The organism is Streptosporangium sp. NBC_01639, from assembly GCF_045209755.1.
GTDB lineage: Bacteria > Actinomycetota > Actinomycetes > Streptosporangiales > Streptosporangiaceae > Streptosporangium.
In genome coordinates, this window is sequence record NZ_CP109272.1 from 7,493,949 (window position 1) to 7,519,343 (window position 25,395).

The 25,395-nt window shown below is 71.9% G+C and carries 22 protein-coding genes and 1 riboswitch; of the genes, 10 read left to right on the forward strand and 12 right to left on the reverse strand.

Annotated elements, in window-relative coordinates; genetic code table 11:
* Positions 1-42: 42 nt before the first annotated feature.
* The 3 genes from OHA77_RS34090 to OHA77_RS34100 all read right to left on the reverse strand — a co-directional run bounded on the left by OHA77_RS34090 (position 43) and on the right by OHA77_RS34100 (position 2,169).
* A complete protein-coding gene (locus tag OHA77_RS34090; protein WP_326824098.1) occupies positions 43-1,725 on the reverse strand; it encodes a nitrite/sulfite reductase in 1,683 nt (560 codons plus the stop codon).
* A gap of 148 nt (positions 1,726-1,873) precedes the next feature.
* On the reverse strand, positions 1,874-1,957 hold the full coding sequence (locus OHA77_RS34095; protein WP_350917820.1) for a putative leader peptide: 84 nt from the start codon (positions 1,955-1,957) through the stop codon (positions 1,874-1,876).
* Between the two features lie 86 nt (positions 1,958-2,043).
* Entirely contained in the window at positions 2,044-2,169 is a 126-nt protein-coding gene (locus OHA77_RS34100; protein WP_326824097.1) for a hypothetical protein, read from the reverse strand.
* A gap of 105 nt (positions 2,170-2,274) precedes the next feature.
* On the opposite strand from OHA77_RS34100, the gene OHA77_RS34105 reads away from it, so the two are divergent.
* From OHA77_RS34105 to OHA77_RS34130, 6 genes are all read left to right on the forward strand, one after another.
* Positions 2,275-2,673, forward strand: coding sequence for a YccF domain-containing protein (locus OHA77_RS34105; protein WP_326824096.1), 399 nt, complete (start codon positions 2,275-2,277; stop codon positions 2,671-2,673).
* A gap of 79 nt (positions 2,674-2,752) precedes the next feature.
* Entirely contained in the window at positions 2,753-3,718 is a 966-nt protein-coding gene (locus OHA77_RS34110; protein ID WP_326824095.1) for a YihY/virulence factor BrkB family protein, read from the forward strand.
* Positions 3,719-3,736: 18 nt separating this feature from the next.
* Positions 3,737-3,818, forward strand: a riboswitch (ZMP/ZTP riboswitch).
* Positions 3,819-3,852: 34 nt separating this feature from the next.
* Positions 3,853-5,109, forward strand: coding sequence for a serine hydroxymethyltransferase (glyA, locus tag OHA77_RS34115; RefSeq protein WP_406313422.1), 1,257 nt, complete (start codon positions 3,853-3,855; stop codon positions 5,107-5,109).
* A gap of 340 nt (positions 5,110-5,449) precedes the next feature.
* Positions 5,450-6,568 carry a ribosome small subunit-dependent GTPase A gene (rsgA, locus tag OHA77_RS34120; protein WP_406313423.1) on the forward strand — a complete coding sequence of 373 codons (1,119 nt, stop codon included), beginning with the start codon at positions 5,450-5,452 and terminating at the stop codon, positions 6,566-6,568.
* A gap of 161 nt (positions 6,569-6,729) precedes the next feature.
* A complete protein-coding gene (locus OHA77_RS34125; RefSeq protein WP_326824092.1) occupies positions 6,730-7,104 on the forward strand; it encodes a hypothetical protein in 375 nt (124 codons plus the stop codon).
* A gap of 51 nt (positions 7,105-7,155) precedes the next feature.
* A complete protein-coding gene (locus OHA77_RS34130) occupies positions 7,156-7,422 on the forward strand; it encodes a hypothetical protein (protein WP_326824091.1) in 267 nt (88 codons plus the stop codon).
* Positions 7,423-7,605: 183 nt separating this feature from the next.
* Here the strand turns inward: OHA77_RS34130 and OHA77_RS34135 are convergent, their stop codons facing one another.
* The 4 genes from OHA77_RS34135 to OHA77_RS34150 all read right to left on the reverse strand — a co-directional run bounded on the left by OHA77_RS34135 (position 7,606) and on the right by OHA77_RS34150 (position 11,208).
* On the reverse strand, positions 7,606-7,920 hold the full coding sequence (locus tag OHA77_RS34135; RefSeq protein WP_012893126.1) for a WhiB family transcriptional regulator: 315 nt from the start codon (positions 7,918-7,920) through the stop codon (positions 7,606-7,608).
* A 103-nt stretch (positions 7,921-8,023) separates the two neighbouring features.
* On the reverse strand, positions 8,024-8,962 hold the full coding sequence (locus OHA77_RS34140; RefSeq protein WP_406313424.1) for a sucrase ferredoxin: 939 nt from the start codon (positions 8,960-8,962) through the stop codon (positions 8,024-8,026).
* Between the two features lie 186 nt (positions 8,963-9,148).
* On the reverse strand, positions 9,149-10,645 hold the full coding sequence (locus OHA77_RS34145) for a glycerol-3-phosphate dehydrogenase/oxidase (RefSeq protein WP_406313425.1): 1,497 nt from the start codon (positions 10,643-10,645) through the stop codon (positions 9,149-9,151).
* Positions 10,642-11,208 (reverse strand): TetR/AcrR family transcriptional regulator, encoded by a 567-nt coding sequence (locus tag OHA77_RS34150; protein ID WP_406313426.1) that lies wholly within the window; start codon positions 11,206-11,208, stop codon positions 10,642-10,644. The genes OHA77_RS34145 and OHA77_RS34150 overlap by 4 nt, the downstream gene beginning before the upstream one ends.
* 46 nt (positions 11,209-11,254) lie before the next feature.
* Between OHA77_RS34150 and OHA77_RS34155 the strand changes: the two genes are divergently transcribed.
* The 3 genes from OHA77_RS34155 to OHA77_RS34165 all read left to right on the forward strand — a co-directional run bounded on the left by OHA77_RS34155 (position 11,255) and on the right by OHA77_RS34165 (position 16,176).
* Positions 11,255-12,823 (forward strand): FAD-binding oxidoreductase, encoded by a 1,569-nt coding sequence (locus OHA77_RS34155; RefSeq protein ID WP_406319919.1) that lies wholly within the window; start codon positions 11,255-11,257, stop codon positions 12,821-12,823.
* A gap of 213 nt (positions 12,824-13,036) precedes the next feature.
* A complete protein-coding gene (locus OHA77_RS34160; RefSeq protein WP_406313428.1) occupies positions 13,037-14,545 on the forward strand; it encodes a metallophosphoesterase family protein in 1,509 nt (502 codons plus the stop codon).
* A gap of 35 nt (positions 14,546-14,580) precedes the next feature.
* Positions 14,581-16,176: a bifunctional 3'-5' exonuclease/DNA polymerase gene (locus OHA77_RS34165; protein WP_406313430.1), complete on the forward strand. Its 1,596-nt coding sequence runs from the start codon at positions 14,581-14,583 to the stop codon at positions 16,174-16,176.
* A 93-nt stretch (positions 16,177-16,269) separates the two neighbouring features.
* Here the strand turns inward: OHA77_RS34165 and OHA77_RS34170 are convergent, their stop codons facing one another.
* The 5 genes from OHA77_RS34170 to OHA77_RS34190 all read right to left on the reverse strand — a co-directional run bounded on the left by OHA77_RS34170 (position 16,270) and on the right by OHA77_RS34190 (position 23,627).
* Complete coding sequence (locus tag OHA77_RS34170; RefSeq protein WP_406313432.1) at positions 16,270-17,511, reverse strand: MFS transporter; 1,242 nt, start codon at positions 17,509-17,511, stop codon at positions 16,270-16,272.
* An 89-nt stretch (positions 17,512-17,600) separates the two neighbouring features.
* Complete coding sequence (locus OHA77_RS34175) at positions 17,601-19,631, reverse strand: protein kinase domain-containing protein (protein WP_406313434.1); 2,031 nt, start codon at positions 19,629-19,631, stop codon at positions 17,601-17,603.
* Between the two features lie 229 nt (positions 19,632-19,860).
* Positions 19,861-21,270 carry a DUF1116 domain-containing protein gene (locus OHA77_RS34180; RefSeq protein WP_406313436.1) on the reverse strand — a complete coding sequence of 470 codons (1,410 nt, stop codon included), beginning with the start codon at positions 21,268-21,270 and terminating at the stop codon, positions 19,861-19,863.
* 64 nt (positions 21,271-21,334) lie between these two features.
* Positions 21,335-22,747 carry an FdrA family protein gene (locus tag OHA77_RS34185; RefSeq protein WP_406313437.1) on the reverse strand — a complete coding sequence of 471 codons (1,413 nt, stop codon included), beginning with the start codon at positions 22,745-22,747 and terminating at the stop codon, positions 21,335-21,337.
* Positions 22,737-23,627 (reverse strand): DUF2877 domain-containing protein, encoded by an 891-nt coding sequence (locus OHA77_RS34190; RefSeq protein WP_406313439.1) that lies wholly within the window; start codon positions 23,625-23,627, stop codon positions 22,737-22,739. Before OHA77_RS34190 ends, OHA77_RS34185 begins: the two co-directional genes overlap by 11 nt.
* Positions 23,628-23,828: 201 nt before the next feature.
* On the opposite strand from OHA77_RS34190, the gene OHA77_RS34195 reads away from it, so the two are divergent.
* Positions 23,829-25,391, forward strand: coding sequence for a PucR family transcriptional regulator (locus OHA77_RS34195; RefSeq protein ID WP_406313440.1), 1,563 nt, complete (start codon positions 23,829-23,831; stop codon positions 25,389-25,391).
* Positions 25,392-25,395: the final 4 nt, after the last annotated feature.

Sequence of the window (25,395 nt, forward strand, 5' to 3'; positions counted from 1 at the left end):
TCGCTCATCGGCCCCTCCTCTCCCCGCGGGCCGCCGGACGGTTCACTTGAGGTCCGCCTCGTCGGCGCGCTGGACCCAACCGGAGAAGGTCTCGCCCTCGTTCTTCTGCTTCTCGAAGTTGCGCACGACGCGCTCCACGTAGTCGGGAAGCTCCTCGGCGGTGGCCTTCAGGCCGCGGACCTTGCGCCCGAAGCCCGGGTTGACGCCGAGGGAACCGCCCAGGTGGATCTGGAAGCCCTCGACCTGCTCACCCTTGTCGTTGACCACGAGCTGGCCCTTGAGGCCGATGTCGGCCACCTGGATGCGCGCACAGGAGTTCGGGCAGCCGTTGACGTTGATGGTCAGCGGCTCCTTGAAGTCGGGAAGGCGCTGCTCCAGCTCGTCGATCAGGTCGGAGGCGGTGGCCTTGGTCTCGACGATCGCCAGCTTGCAGAACTCGATGCCGGTGCAGGCCATCGTCTGACGGCGGAAGGTGGAGGGGTTGACCCGCAGGTCGTTGGCCTCCAGTTCGGCGACGAGGCTGTCCACCCGGTCGGGGGCGACGTCGAGGATGACCATCTTCTGCTCGACCGTGGTGTGCACCCGGTCCGAGCCGTGCCGCTCGGCGATGTCGGCGATGAGGTGCAGCCGGTCACCGTCGAGGCGGCCCACCTTGGGGGCGAAGCCGACGTAGAAGTTGCCGTCCTTCTGCGGGAAGACGCCCACGTGGTCCCGGCGCCCGCCACGCGGCTGCTCGGGCGCGGGGCCGTCGGGCAGCGCGTGGCCGAGGTATTCGGTTTCGAGGACTTCTCTGAACTTCTCCGGCCCCCAGTCGTTGACCAGGAACTTGATCCGGGCCCGGTGCCGCAGGCGACGGTAGCCGTAGTCGCGGAAGATGCCGATCACGCCGCCCCAGACCGGGGTGACCTGCTCAGGGGAGATGAACACGCCCAGCCGCTTGGCCAGCATCGGGTTGGTCGACAGGCCGCCGCCCACCCACAGGTCGTAGCCCTTCTCGCCCTGCTCGTTGACGACACCCACGAAGGCGATGTCGTTGATCTCGTGCACGGTGCAGTGCGCCGGGCAGCCGCTCACCGCGGTCTTGAACTTGCGGGGCAGGTTGGAGAAGGCCGGGTCGCCGATGTAGGTGTCGTAGATCTCGTTGATCTGCGCGGTGCCGTCGAGGACCTCTTCGGTGTCGATCCCGGCGAGCGGGCAGCCCAGGATGACGCGAGGGGTGTCGCCGCAGGCCTCGGTGGTCGACAGGCCCACGGCCTCCAGCCGCTTCCAGATGTCGGGGACGGCCTCGATCTCGATCCAGTGGAGCTGGATGTTCTGCCGGTCGGTGACGTCGGCGGTGCCCCGGCCGTAGATGTTGGAGATGTCGGCGATCACGCGCAGCTGCTCGACGCTGAGCCGGCCGCCGTCGATCCGGACCCGGAGCATGAAGTAGCGGTCGTCGAGCTCCTCCGGCTCCAGGATCGCGGTCTTGCCGCCGTCGATCCCGGGCTTGCGCTGGGTGTAGAGCCCGTACCAGCGCATCCGGCCCCGCAGGTCGGCCGGATCGATGGAGTCGAAGCCGCGCTTGGAGTAGATGTCGATGATCCGCTGACGGACGTTGAGGCCGTCGTCGCTCTTCTTGTTCTCCTCGTTCTTGTTCAGCGGTTCGCGGTATCCGAGAGCCCACTGACCTTCGCCGCGCGGGCGCTTGTGGTGGCGGTTAGCCGGCCTGGCCGGGGTCGTCATGTGCGCGTCCTTTGGATCGATGGAGTGATTTCCGGACACGCACAGGAAACATCCGCCGCCTCGCCGTCGAGGCCGGGGAGTCGCTCACTCACAAGGAGAGGACGCCTGTCGCGCGCCCGAGCTGGGTGAAATCAGCGGAGGGCGACGGTCAACGGACGTCACAACAGATGGCACTGCGGACACGCAGGAGGTCGACGTGGCGTCGCACGACGAGCAATGGGTCCGCTGGCATGTCTCAGACGATACCCTGACCGTCCGAGATGTCCAATGTCGGGTCCACACTCTGGACGCTTCGCAGGCCCAACCTTGGCACCCGGCTCACCCCTGGCGGGGCCAGTCCAGGGGTGACTCGGCGGGCCGCACGGCCTCCTGGTGCTGGCAGTCGCACCACGAGCCGCCCCGGCACTCGGCGTGACGACGGTCCTTGCACTGTTCGCAGATCATCTCTCCATTGTGGAGGCTGCGCCCTCCGAAGCACGGCCCGGATCAGGGGTTTCTCAGGGGCATGCCGGATGGAACCGGTCCGATTCCGCCTGAGATGCTCAGATCATGCGGACTCTACTGAACGTCATCTGGCTGGTGTTCGCGGGGATCTGGCTGGCGATCGGCTATGTCATCGCGGGTGTCATCTGCTGCGTTCTGATCATCACCATTCCCTTCGGCATCGCGTCGTTCCGGATCGCCGCCTACGCGCTGTGGCCCTTCGGGCGGACCGTGGTGCGCGACCCCGACGCGGGTGTGCTGTCCACCGTCGGCAACGTGATCTGGTTCGTCGTGGCCGGCGTCTGGCTGGCGATCGGGCACCTGCTGACCTCGATCCCGCTCTTCCTGTCGATCATCGGCATCCCGCTGGGGATCGCGAACATCAAGCTGATCCCGGTGTCGCTGCTGCCGCTGGGCGCCCGGATCGTGGACGTGAACGACGCGGAGGCGTTTCACCGCAGGTAACGCGGGTGGTTGACACGAGATTCGATCGTTGCCCGCCAGATTCGTGATCAAGCGCCCCCAGGAAATACCGTTGGGTGCCATGACGCCCACCGACGCTCCGGCGCACCGGCCCGGGCCCGACCGGCGCTCGCCGCAAGGGCGCCGGGCCAGGCTCCGCGCCGGGCTCTCCTGGGTCCGCGGAACGGGCCTGTGGGCACTGGCCGTCGCCACCACCAACGCGGGCGTCGCCTACCGGGTCACCGGTCTGGCCGGTGAGGCGGCCTTCTTCGCGCTGCTGTCGCTGCCGCCGTTCACGCTCGGGCTGATCGGTGTGCTCGGTCAGCTCACCTGGGTGTTCGGCCCGGAGACACTGCAGAACGTCACGGCCTGGATCGACGCGCAGGCGCACCTGCTGTTCACCGACAACGCCGTGGACACCGTCGTCACGCCGCTGGTCGACGACGTGCTGAAGCCCGAGAACCAGGTCTCGCTGATCTCGCTGGGCTTCCTGCTGGCACTGTGGTCGGGCTCGCGGGCGCTGTTCGTCTACGTGGACCTGATCTCGGTCGCCTACGGGCTCGGCGAGGAACGCGGCATCATCCGGACCCGGCTGATGTCCTTCGGGCTCTATCTCGCCGGCCTGCTGATAGGTCTGCTCGTCATGCCGGTCCTCGTCCTCGGTCCCGCGGCGCTGCGCGGCGCCCTGCCCCCCGACTACGCCTCGCTGGTGGACAGCCTCTACTGGCCGGTGGTCGTCGTCGGTTCGGTGTTCTTCCTCACCCTGCTCTACCACGTGAGCGTGCCGGTGCGGACGCGCTGGTGGCGTGAGCTGCCGGGAGCGCTGCTCGCCCTCGTCATCTGGATCGCCTGTGCCGCGGTGCTGCGCGAGGTGCTCGCCGCCTGGTTCTCCCCGGTCTCGATCTACGGTTCGCTCGCCGCCCCGGTCGCGGTGCTGCTCTGGCTCTACATCACCGCACTGGCCGTGCTCATCGGGGCCACCCTCAACGCCGAGGTGGACCGGCTCTGGCCGGTGGACGGGGCGGGTCGGATCAGCCGTGCCGGGTAGGGCCGGCCGGTCCGCTATCGTCTAAAGCGCGACTGGCGCATTGGGTGGGAGAGACCACCGGGGAGCGGAATGGCGAAGGCCGTGCGCCTGGGTCTTCGCACGACGTCAACGATGACACAGGGAGTGAAGGCGCCATGAGTTCTCTTTCCAGCGTCGATCCGCAGATCGCCGAGCTGATCAAGGCGGAGGAGCGCCGTCAGGCCGACACCGTCAAGCTCATCGCCTCGGAGAACTATGTCTCCAAGGCCGTCCTCGAGGCGACCGGCACCGTTCTCACCAACAAATACTCCGAGGGATACGCCGGCAAGCGTTACTACGAGGGCCAGCAGGTCATCGACCAGGTCGAGACGCTCGCCATCGAGCGGGCCAAGTCCCTGTTCGGGGTGAACCACGCCAACGTCCAGCCCTACTCGGGCTCGCCCGCCAACCTCGCCATCTACCTGGCCTTCCTGCAGCCGGGCGACACCGTGATGGGGATGGGCCTGCCGTTCGGCGGCCACCTCACCCACGGCTGGTCCGTCTCCGCCACCGGCAAGTGGTTCAACCCGGTCCGCTACGGCGTGCGCCAGGACACCGGCCGGGTCGACATGGACGAGGTCCGCGAGATCGCCCTCCGCGAGCGGCCCAAGCTGATCTTCTGCGGTGGCACCGCGATCCCGCGCACGATCGACTTCCCGGCCTTCGCCGAGATCGCCCGGGAGGTCGGCGCGGTGCTCGCCGCCGACATCGCGCACATCGCCGGCCTGGTGGCCGGTGGCGCCCACCCGTCGCCGGTCGGCCACGCGGACGTCATCTCCACCACCACCCACAAGACCCTGCGGGGTCCCCGCGGCGCGATGCTCATGGCCACCTCCGACGAGCACGCCACCGCGCTCAACAAGGCCGTCTTCCCGGGTCTGCAGGGCGGCCCGCACAACCACACCACCGCGGCCATCGCGGTGGCGCTGAAGGAGGCGGCGACCGACGAGTTCAGGGACTACGCCCGTCAGGTCGTCCTGAACGCCCAGGCGCTGGCCGAGGAGCTCAAGGGGCGCGGCTTCGACCTGGTCTCCGGCGGCACCGACAACCACCTCATCCTGTTCGATCTGACCCCCAAGGGCATCGGTGGCAAGCCCGCCGCGAAGGCGCTGGACAGGGCCGGCCTGGAGACCAACTACAACACCGTGCCCTTCGACACGCGCAAGCCGTTCGACCCGTCGGGCATCCGCATCGGCACCGCCGGAGTGACCAGCCGGGGTATGGGTGCGACCGAGATGCGGCAGATCGGCGCCTGGATCGACCAGGTCGTCACCGCGCTGGCCAAGGACGAGGACGAGGCCGAGCACGTCATCACCCGGGTGCACGGCGAGGTCACCGAGCTGACCTCGCAGTTCCCGGCCCCTGGGCTGTGACCTGATCCGGTGGAAGGCCCCGGCACCTCCGGACGGAGGCGCCGGGGCCTTCTCACGTGCGCTCCGCCGTACGGCGCGGCTCCGCCGTACGGCGCGGCTCCGGTACGGCGGCCGGCCGTGGCGGCGCCGCCGGTGGACACGCCGTTAACGGCTTGCGCGGACAGGGTGGGTCTGCGCTAATCTCCTGTCACGGAGCCGTGCCGCAAGGCGTGTGGCCACAGACGTTGGAGGTGAGGACTATGCGGGTTGTTCTGATGAGCCTGCCGTCCGTCAACCTCCGGGTGCCCGCCTAGCCCAGCTCACGCAGGGGCGCCCGGCTTCTCCAAAGGGTGTACCCACGTTGTCTTCGCCAGTTTCCTCTGGTTCTTCCGTTCTCTTCTCGCTCGGCTGGAACGACTCTCTCGCCGCCGAGCTTCCCGCCGGTCTGATTCCGGCCCGGGTGGCCCGGGTGGACCGCGGCGCCGCCGAGGTGCTGTCCGCCGACGGTCACGCACAGGCCCACTACAGTGCCCACGTACGGCGGTCCGCCGCCGCCGATCCGGTCGCCCTGCCCTGCGTGGGGGACTGGGCCGCGCTCCGGAGGCTGCCCGAGGGCCGCTTCGAACTGGAGGCGCTCCTGCCCCGCCGCACCGCGTTCGTGCGCGGCGGCGTCGGCAGAGTCTCCCGGGGCGGCCTGTCCGGCGACTCCCAGGGACAGGTGCTCGCGGCGAACGTCGATGTCGTGTTCGTCGCCGAACCCGCCCTGCACTCGACCGACACCGCCGACCTGGGCCGGATCGAGCGGTTGCTCGCGCTGGCCTGGGAGAGTGGGGGACAGCCGGTGGTGCTCGTCACCAAGTCCGACCTCATCGGCGATGGTCTCGACCACCTGATGCGGGAGGTCGGCACGGCGGCTCCCGGGGTGGATGTGCACGCGGTCTGCTCCGTCACCGGCGAGGGCGTCGAGATCGTGCGCGGCTACCTGGAAGGGACGCGCACCGCGGTGGTGCTCGGCGCTTCGGGCGCGGGTAAGTCCACACTGGTCAACGCCCTTGCCGGGGAACCGGTGATGGAGACCCAGCAGGTCAGGGCCGGCGACGGCCGGGGCCGCCACACCACGGTGCACCGCGAGCTCATCCCGCTCGCGGGCGGCGGCCTCATCATCGACACGCCCGGTATCCGCCGCATCGGCCTGTACGACATGGGCGAGGGCGTCGACATGGTCTTCTCCGACATCGAGGACCTCTCCGAACGGTGCCGGTTCGCCGACTGCGTGCACGACAGCGAGCCCGGCTGCGCCGTGATCGCCGCGATCGAGGACGGCACGCTGCCCGAACGTCGGCTGGAGAGCTGGAACAAGCTCCAGCGTGAGGCCGCCTGGATGGCGTCCAGGAGCGACGCGCGGCTCCGTAAGGAACTGCAGAACCGGTGGAAGGTCATCCACAAGGAGATGCGGAAGCCCGGCCGGAGCCGTCCATGACCTCCTGAGCCTGACGGCGGACCGGGGCCGGGGTGCACCCGGCCCCGGTCCGCCGACGTCTTTACCGTTTCACCGGCCCGGCGATGGTTGCGTTCCCGGCGGAACACCTGTTATTACCGGGTGTGGAGTTTTGGCTACTCTCCGTAGGCAACGTTTCAAGTGTGATCGCCGGTCCGCACGGATGCGCGTCCCCACGGCGCCGCCGGGCGGCGCCGTGGCTCGCGGTCCTCGTCTGCCTCGGGCTCTGTCTGGCCTGGCACCCGGACGTTACGGGGCCGTCCGAAGGGGCGCTCGTCGCGACCGTCGTGAGCGACGGGCAGCCCGCCGACGAGCCGCCCGCCGAACCCGTCGTCCGCTACGGCCAGAGCAGGCGTGATCCACGCGCGCAGGCCAGGGTGTCCGTCATCCCGCGTCTCTCGGCCGTGGCGCAGCCCGCCGGAGGTCCGCCGGCCCGGAGCGCGGACGCCGGGGAACTCCCCGCCGCGCCCCGGGCTCCGGCCGATCGGCTGATTCTGCTGAGTGTCTCTCGCATATAGGTCCGACGGTTCGCCGTCCGGATCAGCACAGCGTATGCGAGGAGAGAGTTCGTGAAGGAGATCGACGCGGTCACCGAGGCCTGGGACTTCCAGTGCCTGCGCTGCCTGCACGTATGGGAGGACGTCTACGAGACCCTGCAAGCCGACGACGGGCGCCCGGTCGGATGGCGCAGGCGGGGATTCGTCACCACGGCGCCGTGGGTGGACCGGAACTGCCCCAACTGCTCGGCGCCCCAGGTCAAGCCGTTGCCGTCACGCGGCCGGCGAGACGCCCGGAAGACTCCCTCGGGGGATCGAGCGTCTGAGGGGGAGCGATGATGGCTTAGTGTGAGAGGGGCTGCCGGGGATCGGGGCTGCGAATGCGACGGCCCCGATGGCCTGTCTCTTGGGGTTACTCGGCGCGGTCGGGGCGCTCAACACCCCGACCGTACACAACAACGTGTGATCTCGCAGGGGAATCAGCGAGATCACACGCGGGGGAAGCCGGGTGGGAGGTGCTGCTCAGGCGACGGCGCTGATGCCGGCGCTGGCGGCGCGGCGCATGCGACGGCGACGCTCGGAGGCGCGCTCGTCCTCGTTCAGGCCGCCCCAGGTGCCGTACTTCTCCGGGCGGGACAGCGCGTAGTCAAGGCACTCGGCGCGCACGGGGCACTGGGCGCAGATGGCCTTGGCCTTACGCTCGCGAATGTCACGCTCGGGCTGACGCTCGCCGTCGGGACCGAAGAAGAGCACGAGGTCCTCACCCCGGCACGCGGCGTCATCCTGCCAGCCCCAGCTGGGCCGAGGACGAGCGGTCTGCCGACGTACCTGAGACATGAGAAAACCACCTTTTAGTGAGGGTATTTCGGTTTGATGCCGCATTGGACGTTTATGACGTCCCTGATTCCAACGCCTGGTTTGGCCGTGATGTTCCCTCAGGTCAGGTGAGGGCGGACGTGGCATACCGCACAGGTGTGACCCTGTCCAGCGAAACCAGCCGATAGGTAGTGATCGTGTCGGCGCAAGCCATACCGCATGGCGTTGTCAACGTCATGGGTTCCACCACTACCCGAAAACGAGCGTCACTACCGCGCACGAACGCCTCGGTGGTGTCGCCGTCCGACCTGGAGGATTCCACGGCCACTCCGCTGACCGAGAGCTCGCCCGTATGGGAGCGGACGAAATGCTCGGCAGCTTGCAATGGCTCAGGGATACCCGCGCGTCCCCGGAAACGGTCGAGGATGACCTCACCGGACCGGTACGCGTCGGCTGCCGCGATCGCAGCAGCCTGAGACATGCTGCCGTAGTAAAGCCCGTGTGGCAAGCACACGAGGTTGGCGGCGTAGCGATCGCCGCCGACATGTGATGTTTCCCATATTCTGTCTGGCAATATTTCTGCCAGAGCACGAGCGAGGGGCAGTCCAATGCGGGCGCAGCACGCGTTGCGCTTGGCATGCGTGCAGACCAGAAATACCGGCTCACTCACAAGTATGCAGGACTCCGGGACCACTCCGGCCACCAAGGCATCCATGTCAAGATCGTCTGGACCTGCGATGACACCCTCTGCGAGCCATGGTTCGGCGGCCGTGGAGTCGGCGACCATGACGTGGATTCCGGGGCCTCTGTGGCTCCGCCGGCCGGGGCGGCGGATGAGCTGGGGCCGGATGCCGAGGCTCGTGGCCCGTTTGATAAGACTGTGCACGTCCTCGGGGAGGAAGCAGTCCTCCAGATGCGAGGCCCAGGGGCCGGAGTGCTCGATGAGCAGCCAGAACCGTGCCCCCACGGTCGCGCTGGCGAGAACCGGCATGGCGTCCGTATGGGACTCCCGGTGGTGCGCGCACCCCTTGGCCGCCCGGTCCGGAACGCTCCTGCTGGTCACGTGCACTCCCCCTGTCAAGACACTTAGGTAAGACTAACCTAACGTCCTTACGGGCGTGGCGCAGGGAATGCCTGAGATGACTGGTGCGGACGGGGCCTTACGGCCTCCAAGGCCCCCGCGTCAAGAGGGTGATATCAACTGGTGTCAATGCTCTGTTGTCAATAGCTGCGCGGAAAACAGTGCGGGTCAATATTCCAGGGCGGCCCGAGCCGCGGACAGGGCGGCCGCCCTGTCCTCCGGGACCAGACCGATGCGGGTGCGGCGGTCGAGCAGGTCGTCGACGTCCAGCGCGCCCTCGTGCCGGACCGCCCAGACGAGCTCGGCCCCGGTGACCCCGGTCGGCAGCGGCTCGGCCAGCGCGGGATCCTCCGCCATGAGGGCCCGCAGGGACGCCGCCTCGCTCCCGTGACGTCCCGCCAGCCGTCCCGGCGGGCCGGCGTCCCCGGGGGCGGACCCCACCAGGGGCAGTCGCGCCGTACGGCTCTCGCCCGCGTCCAGGCCGCGCGACCACACCGCCCGGTCGACCGCGTCCTGGGCCATCCGCCGGTAGGTGGTCAGCTTGCCGCCCACGACCGTGACGACCCCGTCCTGCGAGGTCAGCAGCGCGTGCTTCCTGGACACGTCGGCGGTGCGTCCCTCGGCGGCGAGCAGCGGGCGCAGCCCGGCGTAGGTCCCGGCCACCTCCTCCCGCCCGATCGCCACGGCCAGGACCGAGTTGAGCACCCCGAGCAGGAATGTCACATCCTCCTCGGGTGCCTGCGGGACGTCGGGGATCGGCCCCTCCACCGGCTCGTCGGTGAGTCCCACGTAGACCCGGCCGTCAGCCTGGGGGAGCACCAGCGCGAACCGGTTGCTCTCGCCCGGGATCGGCACGTGCAGTCCGGCCCGCAGCCCGGGAAGGGTCTCCGGCCGGAGCACCAGGTGGGTGCCGCGTGAGGGACGCAGCCGGATGCCCGGGTCGAGCTGGGCGGCCCAGACCCCGGCGGCGTTGATCACGGCCCTGGCCCGGATCGCGAAGGTGTCCCCGGTGAGCTCGTCACGGACCTGGGCGCCGTCCCCGGCCAGCTCCAGTGCCCGGCAGCGGGTCAGGATCCTGGCCCCGTGCGCGGCGGCCGTCCTGGCCAGTGCCACCACCAGCCGGGCATCGTCGACCAGCCGCCCGTCCCAGGAGAGCAGCGCGCCGCGCAGGCCGTCCGGGTTCAGCGGCGCGGCGAGGTCGAGCGCCCGCCCGGCGGAGATCCGTGAAGGGCCGGGGAGCAGCCGGCGGGGCGTGCGCGCCGCAGCCCGCAGCCCGTCGCCGAGCCGGTAGCCGGCCATCACCGTCGCGGCCCGCCCGCCGGAGACCGCCGGAGTCAGCGGCAGGAGGTACGGCGCGGCCCTGACCAGATGCGGGGCGGTGCGGCGGAGGAGGACGCCGCGCTCCACCGCGCTCTCGTGCGCCACCGCCACCTGGCCCCTGGCCAGGTAGCGGAGCCCTCCGTGGATCATCTTGGAGCTCCATCGGGAGGTGCCGAACGCCAGGTCGTGGGCGTCGATCGCGGCCACCGAGAGGCCGCGGGAGGCCGCGTCGAGCGCCGCCCCGGCGCCGGTGGCACCGAGTCCGACCACCAGCACGTCCACCGCGAGGTCGCGGACCTCGGCGAGTTCACGCGAGCGGCGGGCGGCGTTGAGGGAGGAGTTCATGGCCGGAGGTACCTCTCCAGAAGCGTGGTCAGCTCGGTGTCCAGGTCGTCCTGGGTGAGGGGATCGAGCATGGTCGGGCCGGACAGCAGGAACGACTGCGCGGTCAGCAGCACCGCCCTGGCCAGGGCCACCGGGGCGCCCGGCCGTACGGTGCCCCGGTGCTGGCCCCGCGTGATCGCCGACTCCACGAGCGTGAGCATGGCCTCGTGGCTGGCGCCTCTGCGCTGGAGCAGGTACGGCAGGAGCAGCTCGGGGTCCACTTCGACGATCTTGCGCCAGAGCGGATGGCCGCGCAGCGCCCGGACCGTTCCGACCGCCGCGGTGACCGGGTCCTCGGTGGCGAACCGGCCCGCGGCACGCCCCCACTCACGGGTCATCAGGTCGGCGACGAGGCTGCGCACGTCGGGCCAGCGGCGGTAGATCGTCATCCGGGACAGTCCGGCCCGGCGGGCCACGTCGGTGAGGGTGGTCCGTCGCACTCCGACCGCGAGCACCATCTCGCGGGCGGCGTCGAGGACCGGATCGTCCTTGTCCATAGTCGTATTGTGACGAATAGACGTCATATGTCACAGTGTAGAGGTGGAAACTCCGACGACCGCCGCCGAACCCATGCTCTGGTCGGGCTGGGGCGACCCCGCCAAAGCCGCCGAACTGCCAGGTCCGATCCGCGGGCTGCTCCAGGACATGCTGGGCGTACACGCGCCGGCGACCCCGGCGGCGCGTTTCGGCGACGTGCGGCTGCCTCCGGTGGCGCTCTCCTCGACGGTCCTGGCCGAGCTGGGCGGCATCGTCGGCGCCGACCACGTCCGCTCCGACGACGACGCCCGGATCCGGCACACCCGGGGCAAGTCCACCCCCGACCTGATGCGCATGCGCGCGGGAGACGGCTCCGACGCCCCCGACGCCGTGGTGCTGCCCGGCTCGCACGCCGAGGTGCTGGAGCTGCTGCGGCTCTGCGCCGCGCACCGGGTCGCGGTGGTCCCGTTCGGCGGGGGCACCTCGGTCGTCGGTGGTCTGGTGGCCGCGCGGCACGGCTTCGCCGGGGTCGTCGCCCTCGACCTGGCCCGGCTGAACAGGCTGATCTCGGTGGACGCCGAGTCGATGACGGCCGAGCTGGAGCCGGGGCTGCGGGCGCCCCAGGCCGAGCGGCTCCTCGCCGGACACGGGCTCACCCTGGGGCACTTCCCCCAGTCGTTCGAGTACGCCACGCTGGGCGGTTTCGCCGCGGCCCGCTCCAGCGGCCAGGCCTCGGCGGGCTACGGCCGGTTCGACGACATGGTCGTCGGCCTGACCGTGGCCACCCCGCGCGGCACCCTCGAACTCGGCCGCGCCCCCAAGTCCGCCGCGGGGCCCGACCTGCGTCAGGTGATCCTCGGCTCGGAGGGCACCTTCGGGGTGATCACCTCCCTGAGACTCCGCGTGCGGCGGGCCCCCGCCGAGCGGGTCTACGAGGGATGGCGGTTCGCGTCGTTCGCGGCGGGTTCGGCCGCGCTGCGGCGGCTCGCCCAGGACGGTCCCCTGCCCACCGTGCTCCGGCTCTCCGACGAGACCGAGACGATGGTCGGCCTGGCCCGGCCGGACGAGCTCGGCGGCCTGGCGGCCGACGCGGGCTGCCTGGCCATCGCGGGCTACGAGGGCGACCCCGCCGAGGTGGCACTCCGGCGGGAGGGCGCGGCGGCGGTGCTGTCCGGGCTCGGCGGCGTCCCCCTGGGCACCGGCCCCGGCGAGTCCTGGGTCCACGGCCGCTACTCGGCGCCCTACCTGCGCGACTCCCTGCTGGCGGCGGGAGCCACCGTGGAGACGCTGGAGACGGCCGGGTTCTGGTCCAACCTCCCGCGGCTCTACGACGCCGTACGGCTCTCGCTGCACGCCTCGCTCGGCTCGCCGCTGGTCATGTGCCATGTCTCCCATGTGTACGGCACGGGCGCCTCGCTCTACTTCACCGTCGTCACCGCCCAGAGCGGCGACCCCCTCGCCCAGTGGGAGACGGCCAAGCGGTCGGCCAGCGAGGCGATCGTCACGGCCGGGGGGACGATCTCCCACCATCACGGCGTCGGCCGCGACCACCGCGAGGCCTACGCCGCCGAGATCGGCGACCTGGGCGTGGAGATCCTGCGCGGCGTCAAGGAGCGGCTCGACCCCGAGGGCGTCCTCAACCCCGGGGTGCTGATGGCGTGAATCCTTTCCGGCCGTTTCTGATGCGTTTTCTCAGGGGAAAAGACATTCGCCGACGTGCCGTACCGGGAGCCTTCCACCGCCGACGGTCCGGGCTGACCGCCTGGCAGGAGGGCGGATCCTCGACCCCCGCCCGCGCCTACTTCGACGACTTCGAGATCGGCCGCCTTCCCTGATCCGGGTGCGACTTCGTAAGATCACCGCCAAAATACGGTCATGGTCGATGTAGGACGCGCGGCGGAGCGCGGGCGTGAGCTCTCCTCCCGGATCTCGGAGGAGGGCGCGGGCTGGGCCTGCGCCCAGATCGGTACGTTCAAGGAGCTGCGGCCCAACGCCGAGACCTTCACCTGGCTCAGCCCGCGCACCGTCTGGAGGTCGAGGAACGAGGTCCTCGCGGGCCTGTTCGGCGACCCCTCGGGCCAGGTCCGTGCGCGCTGGGTGGCCGCACAGCGCGAGCGGGGCGTCGACTCCGCCTTCCGGATCCCGATGGACGTCGGGCCCGAGTTCTCCTTCCTCGTTCTCGGCGACACCGGTGAGGGCGACGCCTCGCAGTACGCCGTGGTCCCCGGCATGCTCAAGCTCGGCGCGGACACCGATTTCGCCGTCATCGCCAGCGACGTGATCTACCCCACCGGATCGGGGAACGAGTACGACGACAAGTTCTTCCGCCCCTACCAGGACTATCGGGCGCCGATTTACGCGGTCCCCGGCAACCACGACTGGTACGACGGGCTCGGCGGTTTCATGCGCGTCTTCTGCGACGCCCCCGCGCTCAAGGCCGAGCGCGAGGGGTTCCGGCTGTCGCCCGCCGGGCTGCGCGGGCTGCTCTGGCGCAGACCGGAGAAGATCGACGAGGCCGGGCTGGCCGGGGCGCGCGAGCGCCGGGCACTGCCCGAGCAGCAGGCCGTGCAGCCCGCGCCGTACTGGGCGATGGAGACACCCGGTCTGCTCATCGTGGGAGTCGACACCGGCATCCGCGGCACGATCGACCGGGAGCAGGCCGGATGGCTGCGCGAGGTCTCGCGCGACCCCCGGCCCAAGGTGCTGATCACCGGCAAACCCATCTACACCCGTAACGAGTACAAGCCTTCCGCGCTCGAGGACGGCGGCACGATCGACGACATCGTCACCGACCCCGCGCACAACTACGTCGCCGCGATCGGCGGGGACGTGCACAATTACCAGCGCTTTCCGATCACGGCCGGCGGCCGGACGATTCAGTACATCGTCGCGGGCGGCTCCGGGGCCTTCATGCACGCCACCCACACCACCCCCAGGGTCACCGTCGGCGGGATCGACGAGGGCGACTACCGGTGCTACCCCCTGCGCGGCGACTCGCTGTCGTTCTACAGCAAGCTCTACAGCGAACGGCTGCGCATGCGCTGGCTCTATCTCACCCCGGCGGAGAGCGCGGCGCTGATGTCCCGGCGGATCGGCGTCACCCCGGTCAGGGACGGCCCGCCCGTCCGCGTCACCCGGCGGATGCGGTGGGCGGCACGGATCCTCGGCGGCTGGCCGATGCCGTTCCGGCTGCCCGTGGGCCGGATCTTCCACCGCTACCTGTCGGAGCTGTCCGACTGGGACACCCCGCCCTTCTTCAAGAGTTTCCTGCACATCTCCGTGACCCCGCAGGCGTTGCGGATCCGGTGCTTCGCCGCCACCGGCTGCCTGCCGCAGGAGATCGAACCCCCGCTCGAAGACGAGGTCGAGATCTCGCTCCTCTGATCGGAAATGTCGGCCCTCCGTGGCAGGCTGGGCGTATGAACGTGGTGGTCGCCGCAGGTCCCGGCGGTGGAGGGGTCCTGCGCCCGGACGGGGAGCCCGTACGGGTCGTCGCCGATCTGGCGGGGGCCGTGCGGGAGCTGGAGGCCGGCCGGCCGCGCTGGGTCTGGACGGACACCCGGGAGGTCTACCCCGCGCTGCTCGCCGCCGGTGTGCGGCTGACCCGCTGTCACGACCTGACGCTGACCGAGGGCCTGCTGCTGGGATACGAAGGGCGTTACGGCGAGCCCCACTCGGCCCAGGCCGCCCACGCGCGCCTGCACGGCCTCCCGGTGCCGGAGGACCACCACGGGCCGCAGGCGCGGCAGGCCACCCTGTTCGAGGAGGAGCCGGCCCCGCCCGACGCCGGCCTGGTCGCCCAGGTCCACGCCGACCAGCTCAGGCGGATCGAGGCCGTCGAGGATCCGGGACGCTTCCGGCTGCTGGTCGCCGCCGAGTCCGCCGGGGCGCTCATCGCGGCGGAGATGGGTCACGAGGGCATGCCCTGGCGGGAGGACGCGCACGACACCCTCCTGACCGGACTGCTCGGTCCGCGCCCGGTGCACGGCATGCGGCCCGCCAAGCTCCAGGCCCTGGCCGACGAGGTCGCGGCGGCCTTCGGCGCGTCGTTCAACCCCGACTCCCCGCAGCAGATCGTCAGGGCGTTCAAGGCGGCGGGCGTGCCCGTCGCCTCCACCCGGGCCCGCGAGATCAAGGAGATCGACCACCCCGGCGTCGCGCCCCTGCTGGCCTACAAGGAGCTGGCCAGGATCTACAGCTTCCACGGCTGGAGCTGGGCCGACCAGTGGGTCCGCGACCACCGTTTCCGGCCCGAATACGTGGTGGGCGGCGTGGTGTCGGGCCGGTGGGCCACGAGCGGCGGCGGCGCGCTGCAGATCCCCAAGGTGATGCGCAGGGTTGTGGTCGCCGACGAGGGCTGGACCCTGGTCGTCGCCGACGCGGCCCAGCTCGAACCCCGGGTCCTGGCCGCGATGGCCGGCGACGGCGGCCTGGCCGGGGCGGCCGGGCAGATCGACCTCTACCAGGCGCTGGCCCAGTCGTTCGGCGGTGAGCGCGACAACGCCAAGCTCGCCATGCTGTCGGCGATGTACGGCGGGACCAGTGGGGACGCGTCCAGGCTGCTGGCCGTGATGCGGCAGCGCTTCCCCAGGGCCTACCGGTTCGTGGAGGACGCCGCGCGGAGGGGGGAGGAAGGCCACCTGGTCCGTTCCTGGCTCGGCCGCACCTGCCCGCCGCCGTCGGCCCGGTGGCGGGAGCTGGTCTCCGGGCCCGAGGGGAGCCGGGCGGTCCGGGACAGGGGCCGGTTCACCCGCAACTTCGTGGTGCAGGCCACCGCGGCGGAGTGGGCGCTCGCGCTCATGGCCGTGCTGCGCGGGCTGTTGCCCGACCCGGCCAGGCTGGTGTTCTTCCAGCACGACGAGGTGATGGTGCACTGTCCGGCGGAGCTGGCCGAGGAGGTCGTCGCGGCGGTCGGGACGGCCGCCGGGGAGGCGACCCGGCTGCTGTTCGGCCCGACGCCGGTGCGTTTCCCGATGCAGGCCCTCGCGGTGCGGTGCTACGCCGACGCCAAGTGAGCTGGAGCCGGCCGGCCCGCGCCGGTTCGCCCGGCCTGGATTCGGACGGTGCGGGTTCGGACGGCGCGCGGGGCCGGGCCGGTGGCGGGATCCTCACGTCTGCCGCAGGGCCAGCCACCCGCCGGTGATCGTCACCATGACGGCCACCACGGTGCCGAGCGCGCCGTAGGACAGGGTGCCCACGATCGCGCCGGCCACCAGGGTGCCGGTCGCGCCGCAGACGTTCATCAGCAGGTCGGACAGGCCCTGTACGGCGGGACGGCGCTCCAGCGGCACGGCCTCGCTGAGCATCGCCGAGCCGGAGATCAGGCCGCACGACCAGCCGACGCCCAGCAGGGCCAGGGCGGCCGACACCTGCGCGACGCCGTGCGGCCCGGCCGTACCGGCGAGGACCGCGGCCGCCAGCAGCAGGACCATGCCGAGCACCAGCACCCGGACCCGGCCGATCCGGTCGGCCAGCCAGCCGACCACCGGTGAGAGGGCGTACATACCCGCGATGTGCGTGCTGATCACGATGCCGATGACCGAATAGGTGGCGCCGTTGTGGTCGAGATGGATGGGCGTCATGGACATGACCGACACCATCGCGGTGTGGCTGACCGCGATCGCGACCAGTGCCCGTGACGCGGCCGGTGTCGTGCGCAGGACCTGCCAGGCGGCGCGCAGTGTGCCCCCGGTCCGGGCCGCCGCCGGGGAGACCGCGGACGTCGCGGGAGCGACCGAGCGGGCCAGCAGCAGCGGGTCGGGGCGCAGCCCGGCCATGAGGATGCCCAGCGCGATCGCGAAGGTCAGCAGGGAGAGCACGAACGGGCCGGCGTCCGGGACGAGCCCGGCCCGGCGGGCGAGCCGGTCGGCCGGTTCCACGAGGTTCGGACCGGCGACCGAGCCGATGGTGACGGCCCACACCACCCACGACAGGTGCCGGGCCGAGTGCCCCGGGGCGGACAGGTCGGTCGCGGAGTAACGGGAGGCCAGGTTGCCCGCACTCGCCCCGCCGAAGAGCACCAGCCCGGCGAGGAGCAGCGACCACGAGCCCGCCGTGATGGCGATCACCGCGATCAGGCAGCCGAGCAGGGCCGAGCCGTAGGCCAGGGTCAGCCCGGCCCGCCGTCCCCCTCTGCCGGAGGCTCTGGCGGTGGGCAGGGCCAGCAGGGCGGCGCCGAGCACGCTCGCGGTTCCGGCCAGTCCGCTGATCGCCACGGAGCCGGAGAGCTTGCCGACCACCAGCGAGCTGAGGGCGAGCGCCACGGCGACCCCGGCGCCGCTGGTGATCTGGGCGAGGGACAGGACGGCGAGCGTCCGCCGCTGAACGGTGACGATCTCCCCCCTATCCATAGGGGAAATATCACTATTTGTGGTGGTTTCGGTCACGAGCGAAGTCTGTCATCACTCGTGACGTTTCTCCGGGAGACGGTCGCCGGAGTTCAGCCGACCTGGGCGAAGGTGTCGAGGAAGGCCTGCCGGAGCGGGACGCTCTTCTCCCAGGCCAGGTCCTGCATCGCGAACGTGATCTGGTAGGCGGTCCGGTCGTCGAGCGCCACGTAGCGGGTCAGCCCGCGCATGGGGACGACGCTCCCGGGCCGGACATAGGTGTACTCCCAGTCGGCGGCCTGCCACCTGCCGTACCGGACCGGCGCCACCCCGACCTCGAGGTATTCGTCCAGCCCCTTCTTGCTCGCCCGGTGGAGCGCGGTCACCGGGTCGGCCACCGGAACCTTGGTGACGACGATGCTCTGCTCGCCGCCCTTAGGGGCGGAGAAGGTGACCGAACCGTTCTCCTCCGTCTTCACCGTCCACCCCTTGGCCACCGCGCCGGAGACGCCTGCCCCGCTCAGCGTCCTGAACCCCTCGGGGACCGCACCGGGCGCCTGCGACGCCTGATCGGCGGGGGCGGAGGTCGCCGGGGCCGGGGTCTCCGCCGGGCCCGGGTCGTCGCCGGGGAGCAGGACGAGCAGCGCGGCCAGCACGACCAGTGCCACGGCTCCACCGGCCAGCAGCAGGCGCGGTGTCGGCCGCCCCTCGCGCATCCAGCCGTCGCCTCCCCTGGCCCGCCGGCGGGAGCTCCTGCGACCTTCCGACCGGCTGGGCGCCGTCACGGACCGGGAGTCCTGCGCGGCGTCGCGGGTGCTCCGGCCGGCCGCGGTCGCGAGGGGCCACATCCCGGCTCCGGAGGAGCTCTGCCGTGGGACGGGCGCCGCCTCGCCGGTGGTACCGGCCGGTGCGTCGGGCGCCGGGGAACGGCCGAGGTCGGCCGACGGACTGCGCAGTGCCGCGTAGCCGCGCTGGTGACCGGCGGCCTCGGCCGGGGGCCACCCGGGGATGGGGGGCAGGCCGGTGCGGTGCGTCCCGGAGGGGCCGGACAGCGCGTCGCGCGGCGTCGCGTAACCGCCCGGCGCGTCGGCCGAGGGCTCGTAGGGCACCCGCACCGGGCCGGAGGGCGTCTCGATGATCCGCGAGGGCATCGGCCCGGAGGGCGCGTCCGGCGGCGACATGAGGTGCGCCGGCATGGGACCGTCCGGGAACGACGCCGGGGGGAACGGCAGGGCGGGCCCGCGTTCCGGGGGAGCGGAGCCGTGGCTGCGCAGCACCCGGTCCAGCAGGTCCGACGCCTGGGCGGCGGTCATCCGGTCGGCCGGGTCCTTGCGGAGCAGGCCCTCGATGACGGCGACCAGCGCTCCGGCCCGCTGCGGCCTCCTGTGCTCCTGGGTGAGGATCGCGCCCAGCACGGCCACCGAGTCGGAACCCTCGTACGGAGGGCGGCCCTCGACGGCCGCGTACAGCGTGGCGCCGAAGGACCAGAGGTCGGCGGCGTGGGTGAGCGGCCCGCCGGACAGCCGCTCCGGCGGGAGATAGGCGGGGGAGCCCATCAGCTGACCGGTCTGGGTGATCGCCATGTCACCCTCTATCGCGGCGATGCCGAAGTCGGTGAGCACCACCCGGTCGGAGGTGAGCAGCACGTTGCCGGGTTTGACGTCGCGGTGCAGGATTCCGGCGGCGTGGGCGTGGCGGAGCGCGTCGAGCACCCGGACGCCGATCTCGGCGGCCTGCGCCACGGGCAGCGGCCCGCTCTGCCGTACGGCCTGCTCCAGGGACCAGGCGCGGACCAGCTCCATCACGATCCAGGGACGGCCGTCCTCCTCGACGACGTCGTGCACGGTGACGATCCCGGGGTGGTTGAGCCGCGCCGCCGAATGGGCCTCACGCAGCATGCGCCGGTGCGCCACCTGCTTGCCCGCGTGGTCCAGCCCGTGGGGGAGGATCAGCTCCTTGACCGCGACGTCCCGGTCGAGCAGGACGTCGTGCGCCTGCCACACCATGCCCATGCCGCCCCGGCCGACCGGTGACATCAGGCGGTATCGCCTGCCCACCAGCCTGCCCTGCGCCGCCGGCGTGGCCGCGCCGGTGCTCTCGTCCGCCGATCCCCTCGGGGCCCTGCCGAGCAAATGATCGGTCATCGTACCCCGTCCCCCCACGATCAATCTTATTTCTAAGACGGGCCACGATATCGGGATCACATTCGGAAATGGAAGTTGGTGCGCCCGAAAGCGCATAGCGCCGAATGCCGGAAGTGTCACTCAGCAGCCTTGCTGACCTGCCGCCCGAGAGCCGATGCCAAGCCGTGATACGCCGCCGCGCCTCCATGGTTCGATCATGAATTTCGGGCGGTGGTTGCCGGGAAAAGGATTACTTACGCGATTCGCCGCCGGGGTCGGCGGCCTCGGCCAGCGCGGTCAGGGCGGCGGTGAAGGCCGAGGCGGGCGGGCTCACCAGCCCCGCGCCGACCTGTCCCGTGCCCGCGACCCGGCCCGCGATCCCGGTGTTCACGGTGGGCAGCAGCCCCGTCCTGGTGACCAGCGTGACGTCGACGCCGACCGGTGTGCCCCGGAAGTCGAGGGCCGGAATCTGGTAGGCGGGATGCTCGGCGAGGGTGATCTCGTACATGGACCGGGTCGCCGCCGTCGCGTCGGACACGTCGCCGCCGACGAACCTGACGATCGCCGGGGCCGCGGCCATCGCGAACCCGCCCAGCCCCGCGGTCTCGGTGATCGTGGAGTCGCCGATGTCGGGATTGGCGTCCGCGGGGCCGTACGCGCCGAGATAGAGACCGTCCGGCACGCCCGCCGGACCGGTGAACCAGCGGTCACCCAGTCCGGAGACCTGAACGCCGAAGTCCGTGCCGTTGCGGGCCATCGCGACGACCATGGTGGAGCCGGGCACGTCCCTGGCCGCGTCCGCGCTCACCTTGCACGCGGCCATGCCCGCGTTGAGGAAGAAGTGGTCGTTGCCGTTGACGAAACGCAGCACCTCGGCCGCGTGGCCGGGGGCGGCGTCCACGATCCCCGGTGCCAGCTCCCGCACCAGCAGCGAGGTGGCGGCCCGGTTGCGGTTGTGCAGTTCGTCGCCCATCTGCAGGGCCTGCGCGGTCAGCGCCCTGAGATCCAGCGGGCCGGTCCGCTCCAGGGTGGCCCGCAGGACGGGGCCGAGCACCTCGCCCATCCAGCGCAGCCGCGCCAGCACCTCCGGGCCGTAGGCGCCGTAGCGCAGGACCTTGCCCAGGCCCTCGTTGAGCGAGCAGTAGGCGGTGCCGCCGTGCTCGGCGTCACGGACCTCGAACATCCACATCGACGGGCTGACCACGCCCGCCATCGGGCCCACCGTCCGGTGATGGTGACAGGGCTCCAGCCGGGCGCCGCCGGCCGCCAGCAGCCCGCCGGCCTCCTCCGCGTCGGCGGCCAACCCCTCCAGCAGCATCGCCCCGACGAGCGCGCCGCGCATCGGGCCCGACGCCCGTTCCCAGTCGATCGGCGGCCCCGCGTGCAGGAACGTGCCCCTGGGCAGGTCCAGCACCTCGTGTGCGGGCCGTACCGCGACGAGCTGGGGCCGTGCGGACACCAGGCGGCCCACGGCCGTGGCGTTGGCGCGAACCCTGCGCGGGTCGGCGAGCACCCGGGCCAGGTCGCCTGTGGTACCGGGCATCGGCGGACGCCAGTCCACCCCCACCCTGGGCACCGCCTGCGCGTCCAGGGCCTCGCCGAGGAGCTCGGCCCCGACCGTGATCACCTGGGGCTCTCCGGAGAGCATGGGCAGTGTCATCGGTGTCTCCCGGGCGAAGGACGGCGACGTGCGGCGGGGCCGTTCCTTCGGCCGCCGGCGCGCGTCAACGGGGGCTCGCGAGCAGGCCGGACGCGTGCCGGGCGGCCTGGGCGTTGGAGGCGAACACCGCGGCTCCCGCCGAGCGCAACGCCTCCGCCTGGACGTCCGGCTGCTGGGGATCGCCCGCGGAACCGATCAGCGCGACGACCACCGGCACACCCCTGCCGACCGCGGCGGCGATCCCCGGGGCGAGCCGTGCCGAGGGGTCGGGGTCGGCGCCGTGCCCGAGAACCACGTCGAGCAGGGCGACGTCGCCCGGCGGCACCTCGGCCAGCGCCTCCAGGCGGAACGTGGAGTCGATCATCGGGTGGGCCCGGCCGCGGGTGTAGGCGTCGTCGCCGAAGTCGGTGAACTCCCCGGTCCCGGCGACCAGCCTGGCCTCGGCGCACAGTGTCCCGCCCGAGTAGACACCCCGCAACGTCCCCGCGGGCCCGTGCGCGCACGTCGTCGCGGACGTCGCGGACGGCGCGGACGGCGCGGGCCACGACCGCCACACGGGAACCGGCGCCCCGAGCGCGCGCAGGGCGGCCTCGGCCGCCGCCGTCAGATCGCCGGCGTCGGTGCCGAGCAGCGCGCTCACCACGGGGGTCCCCAACATGGCGACGGCCTCCCGCACGGCGTGCGCGACCCCGGGAGCGGGCGGTTTGGAGATCAGCACGATCAGTTCGGTCGCCGGATCGGCGTCGAGCGCCTGGAGCGCGCGGAGCGTGGACCGCCCGCCCACCTCCTCCGACAGGTCCCTGCCCCCCACGCCCAGCACGTGGCTGACCCCCACACCCGCCGAATCCAGCAGGCAGGTCACCTGCTGGGCGCCGGTCCCCGAGGCGGCCACCACCCCGACCGGACCCGGCCGGAGCACGTTCGCGAAGCCGAGACCCGCCCCGCCGATCACCGAGGTGCCGCAGTCGGGCCCCATGACCAGCACGTCCAGCTCATCGGCACGCCTCTTGAGCAGCACCTCCTGCTCGACCGGCACGTTGTCACTGAAGACCATCACCGACAGACCGGCCTCGATCGCGTCCATCGCCTCGGCGAACGCGTACGGTCCCGGCACCGAGACCAGGGCCAGCGTGCAGGCGTGATCGCGCGCGGCGGTGCGCACGGTGCGCGGCGGGTGCGCGGCTGCCGCGGGCCCCGCCGCGGCGCCGGTGAGGGCGGCCAGCAGCCGGTCCAGCTCGGCGGCGGCCGTCTCCAGCGTGTCCGCCGCACCGCTCCGCAGGGCGATCAGCAGGTCGGCCGGGCCCGCCTCGGGGAGATCGAAGCCCAGTTCGGCGGCCATCCCGAGGTTGAGCTCGGTGGCCATCGCCACCATCGCGACCTCCACACCGGGCAGCGCGGTGACGGCCTGGCTGACCCTCATCAGGCTCACCGAGTCGTGGTACACCCCCGTGCGGATCCGGACCAGGTCAGCGCTCACCGGTCCCGCCCCCCAGGGTGACGACGGCGGCGAGGCCGATGCGCATCCCCCAGGCGAGGTCCGCCCCCGACGTGTGGCCGAGCTGGAGCAGCCGGTGCAGCGCCGGCTCCAGCGCCTGCCGTCCCGCCAGGCCCCGCAGTACGGCCAGCGCCTCGCCGCTGGCCTCGCCCCGGGCCGCGCAGTGCAACAGCGTCGCGGAGATGGGAGTGGTCCGGCCGCGCGCGTCGAAGGTGACCGCGGCGGCCAGCCAGCCGGCCAGCCAGCCGGCCCGCGGCGCCCCCGCCGCCGTACCCAGGTGCCGCAACGCCACCAGCAGCCCGGCGAGCATGTCGTCACCGCTGGGAGTGAGTCCCGGACCCAGCCCGACGAGCTGCTCGGCGGCCATCACGCCTCGCACCAGGGACGCCTGCGCGCAGCCCTCGGCCAGCAGCCCGGCGGCGCCGTGGCCCTCCAGCCCCGGACGCCGCGCCGACCGGTCGCACAGCTCCGTCATCACGGGCAGGGCGGCCGCCAGCCGTACCGGATCCACCGGACCGAGCACCGGGGCGGGATTCCACCAGCGGCCCGCCCGCAGGCTGAGCCGCCCGACCTCGATCGATCCGTCGCCCACGTGCGCCTCGTCCCCGACGGCGGCCCGCGGTATCGGACCGGTGACCACCATCGCGTTGGGCAGTCTGGTGGCGCTCCCCGTCACCACCGCGACCACGTGCGGTTCCAGCTCCGTACGGACCTCCAGATAGATCCCGGAAGGGAAGGCCGCCAGCACCCTCGCGGGGCGGCGGGGCGACTCCAGCACCTGGCGCAGGGCCGTGCTGGCCGCGCCGGTCGCGTCTGTCCGCGCATGGGCCCGCCGGGCCCCCGGGCGCGTCGCAACGGTCATCCGGTCCCCCCGGGCGGCCCCGTGGCGGTGCGGCGACCGCCGGTCCACTCGCTGATCTCGATCACGGATTCCCCCATCCATTGATCCATTGAAGCCGACCGTAGAACGGTCTCCGATCAACGCCGTACGGAGAAAGGTGCCAACAGTCGGCCCAAAGGTTGGCTCTTCCTGACAGACGTCTTCATCGGTCACAATCGCAGCATGGAACCTCCCGTGCGTCTGGCAAGCACCGGCACGATTATTCACGGCATCGCCGTCAGCGAGGTCCTCGGAGTCTCGACCCTGGCAGGGGCCCGGCTGCTCGCGGGGGAGCGGGGCCTGGGCAGGATCGTGCAGCGGCTCAACGTCATGGAGGTTCCCGACGTCCTCGCCTGGGTGAAGCCGCACGAACTGCTGCTCACCACCGGTTACCCGCTGCGCAACACCCCCCAGTCGCTCGACCGGCTGGTGGCCGACCTCGACGAACGCGGCCTGGCCGCGCTGGCCATCAAGCTCGGCCGTTACGTGGACCGGCTACCCGAGGAGATGGTGGAGCAGGCCGACCGGCTGGGCTTCCCGCTGATCCAGCTCCCTGACGACGTCGGTTTCGACGACATCCTCAACCAGGTGCTCACCGACGTCCTCAACCGGCAGGCCGCCGTGCTGGCCCGAGCCGAGGAGGCACACCGGGCGCTGGTCCAGGTCGTGCTGGCCGGGGGTGGGCTGCGCGAGGTGGCGGCCGAGGTGGCCGGGCTGCTCGACGTGGCCGTGGCGGTGCTGGACGGGACGGGCCAGGTGCTGGCCTCCGCCGGGCCCGCCGATCACCTGGCGGTGCTGTGCGACGTCCCCGACGGGGACCACACCTCGGTCCCGGTCGTCGCGGGCGGCCACCACCACGGCCGGATCCTCGCCCGCGGTCCTGTCGGGTCGGTCTCGGACAGCGACGTGGGAATCCTGGAACGTGCCGCCACCGTCGCCGCGCTCGTGGTGACCAGGCAGGAGGCCGTCAACGCGGTCGAGAGCAAATACCGCGCCGACTTCCTGCGCGACGTGCTCGCCGGCCGGGCCGGGGGCGCCGAGCGGGTCACCTCGCGGGCCAGGGCCTTCGGCTGGGATCTGGAGCGTCCGGTCACCGTGCTGGTGGCCCAGCTCGACCCGGAGCGGGATGAGCGCGTCGCCCAGGACCGCCTGGTCACCTCCTGGACCGCCGCGATGCGCCGGCACGACCCGCGCGGTGCGGTGGCCGGCTTCTCCCACGAGGTCGTCACCGTCGTGGACGCGGCCGTCGACACCGTCCGCCTGGCCAAGGACGCCGCCGCGGCCTTCGCCGAGGGACTGTCCGCGACCTTCTCCACCGGGGCCAGCCGTACCGCCGCCGGAGCCGACGCCCTTCCCGAGGCGTACGGCCAGGCGGTGAAGGCGGCCAAGGTCGGCCGTCAGCTCCACGGCCCCGCCGCGGTCGCCCACTTCGACCAGCTCGGCGTCTACCGCCTGCTGTCCCTGGTCGACGACACCGCCGAACTGCACGCCTTCGTCCGCGAGGCCCTCGGCCCGCTGGCCGCCGACGACGACGCCGAGAACGCCGACCTCCGCCAGACCCTGCAGGTGCTGCTCGACACCAACCTCAACGTCGCCGAGACGGCCCGCCGGCTGCACTTCCACTACAACACGCTGCGCTACCGCATCGGCAAGCTGGAACGGATGCTCGGCAACTTCACCGAGGACGCCCACCTGCGGCTGAATCTCACCCTCGCCCTGCACGTCCTGCGGATGCGCGGCATCTAAACTC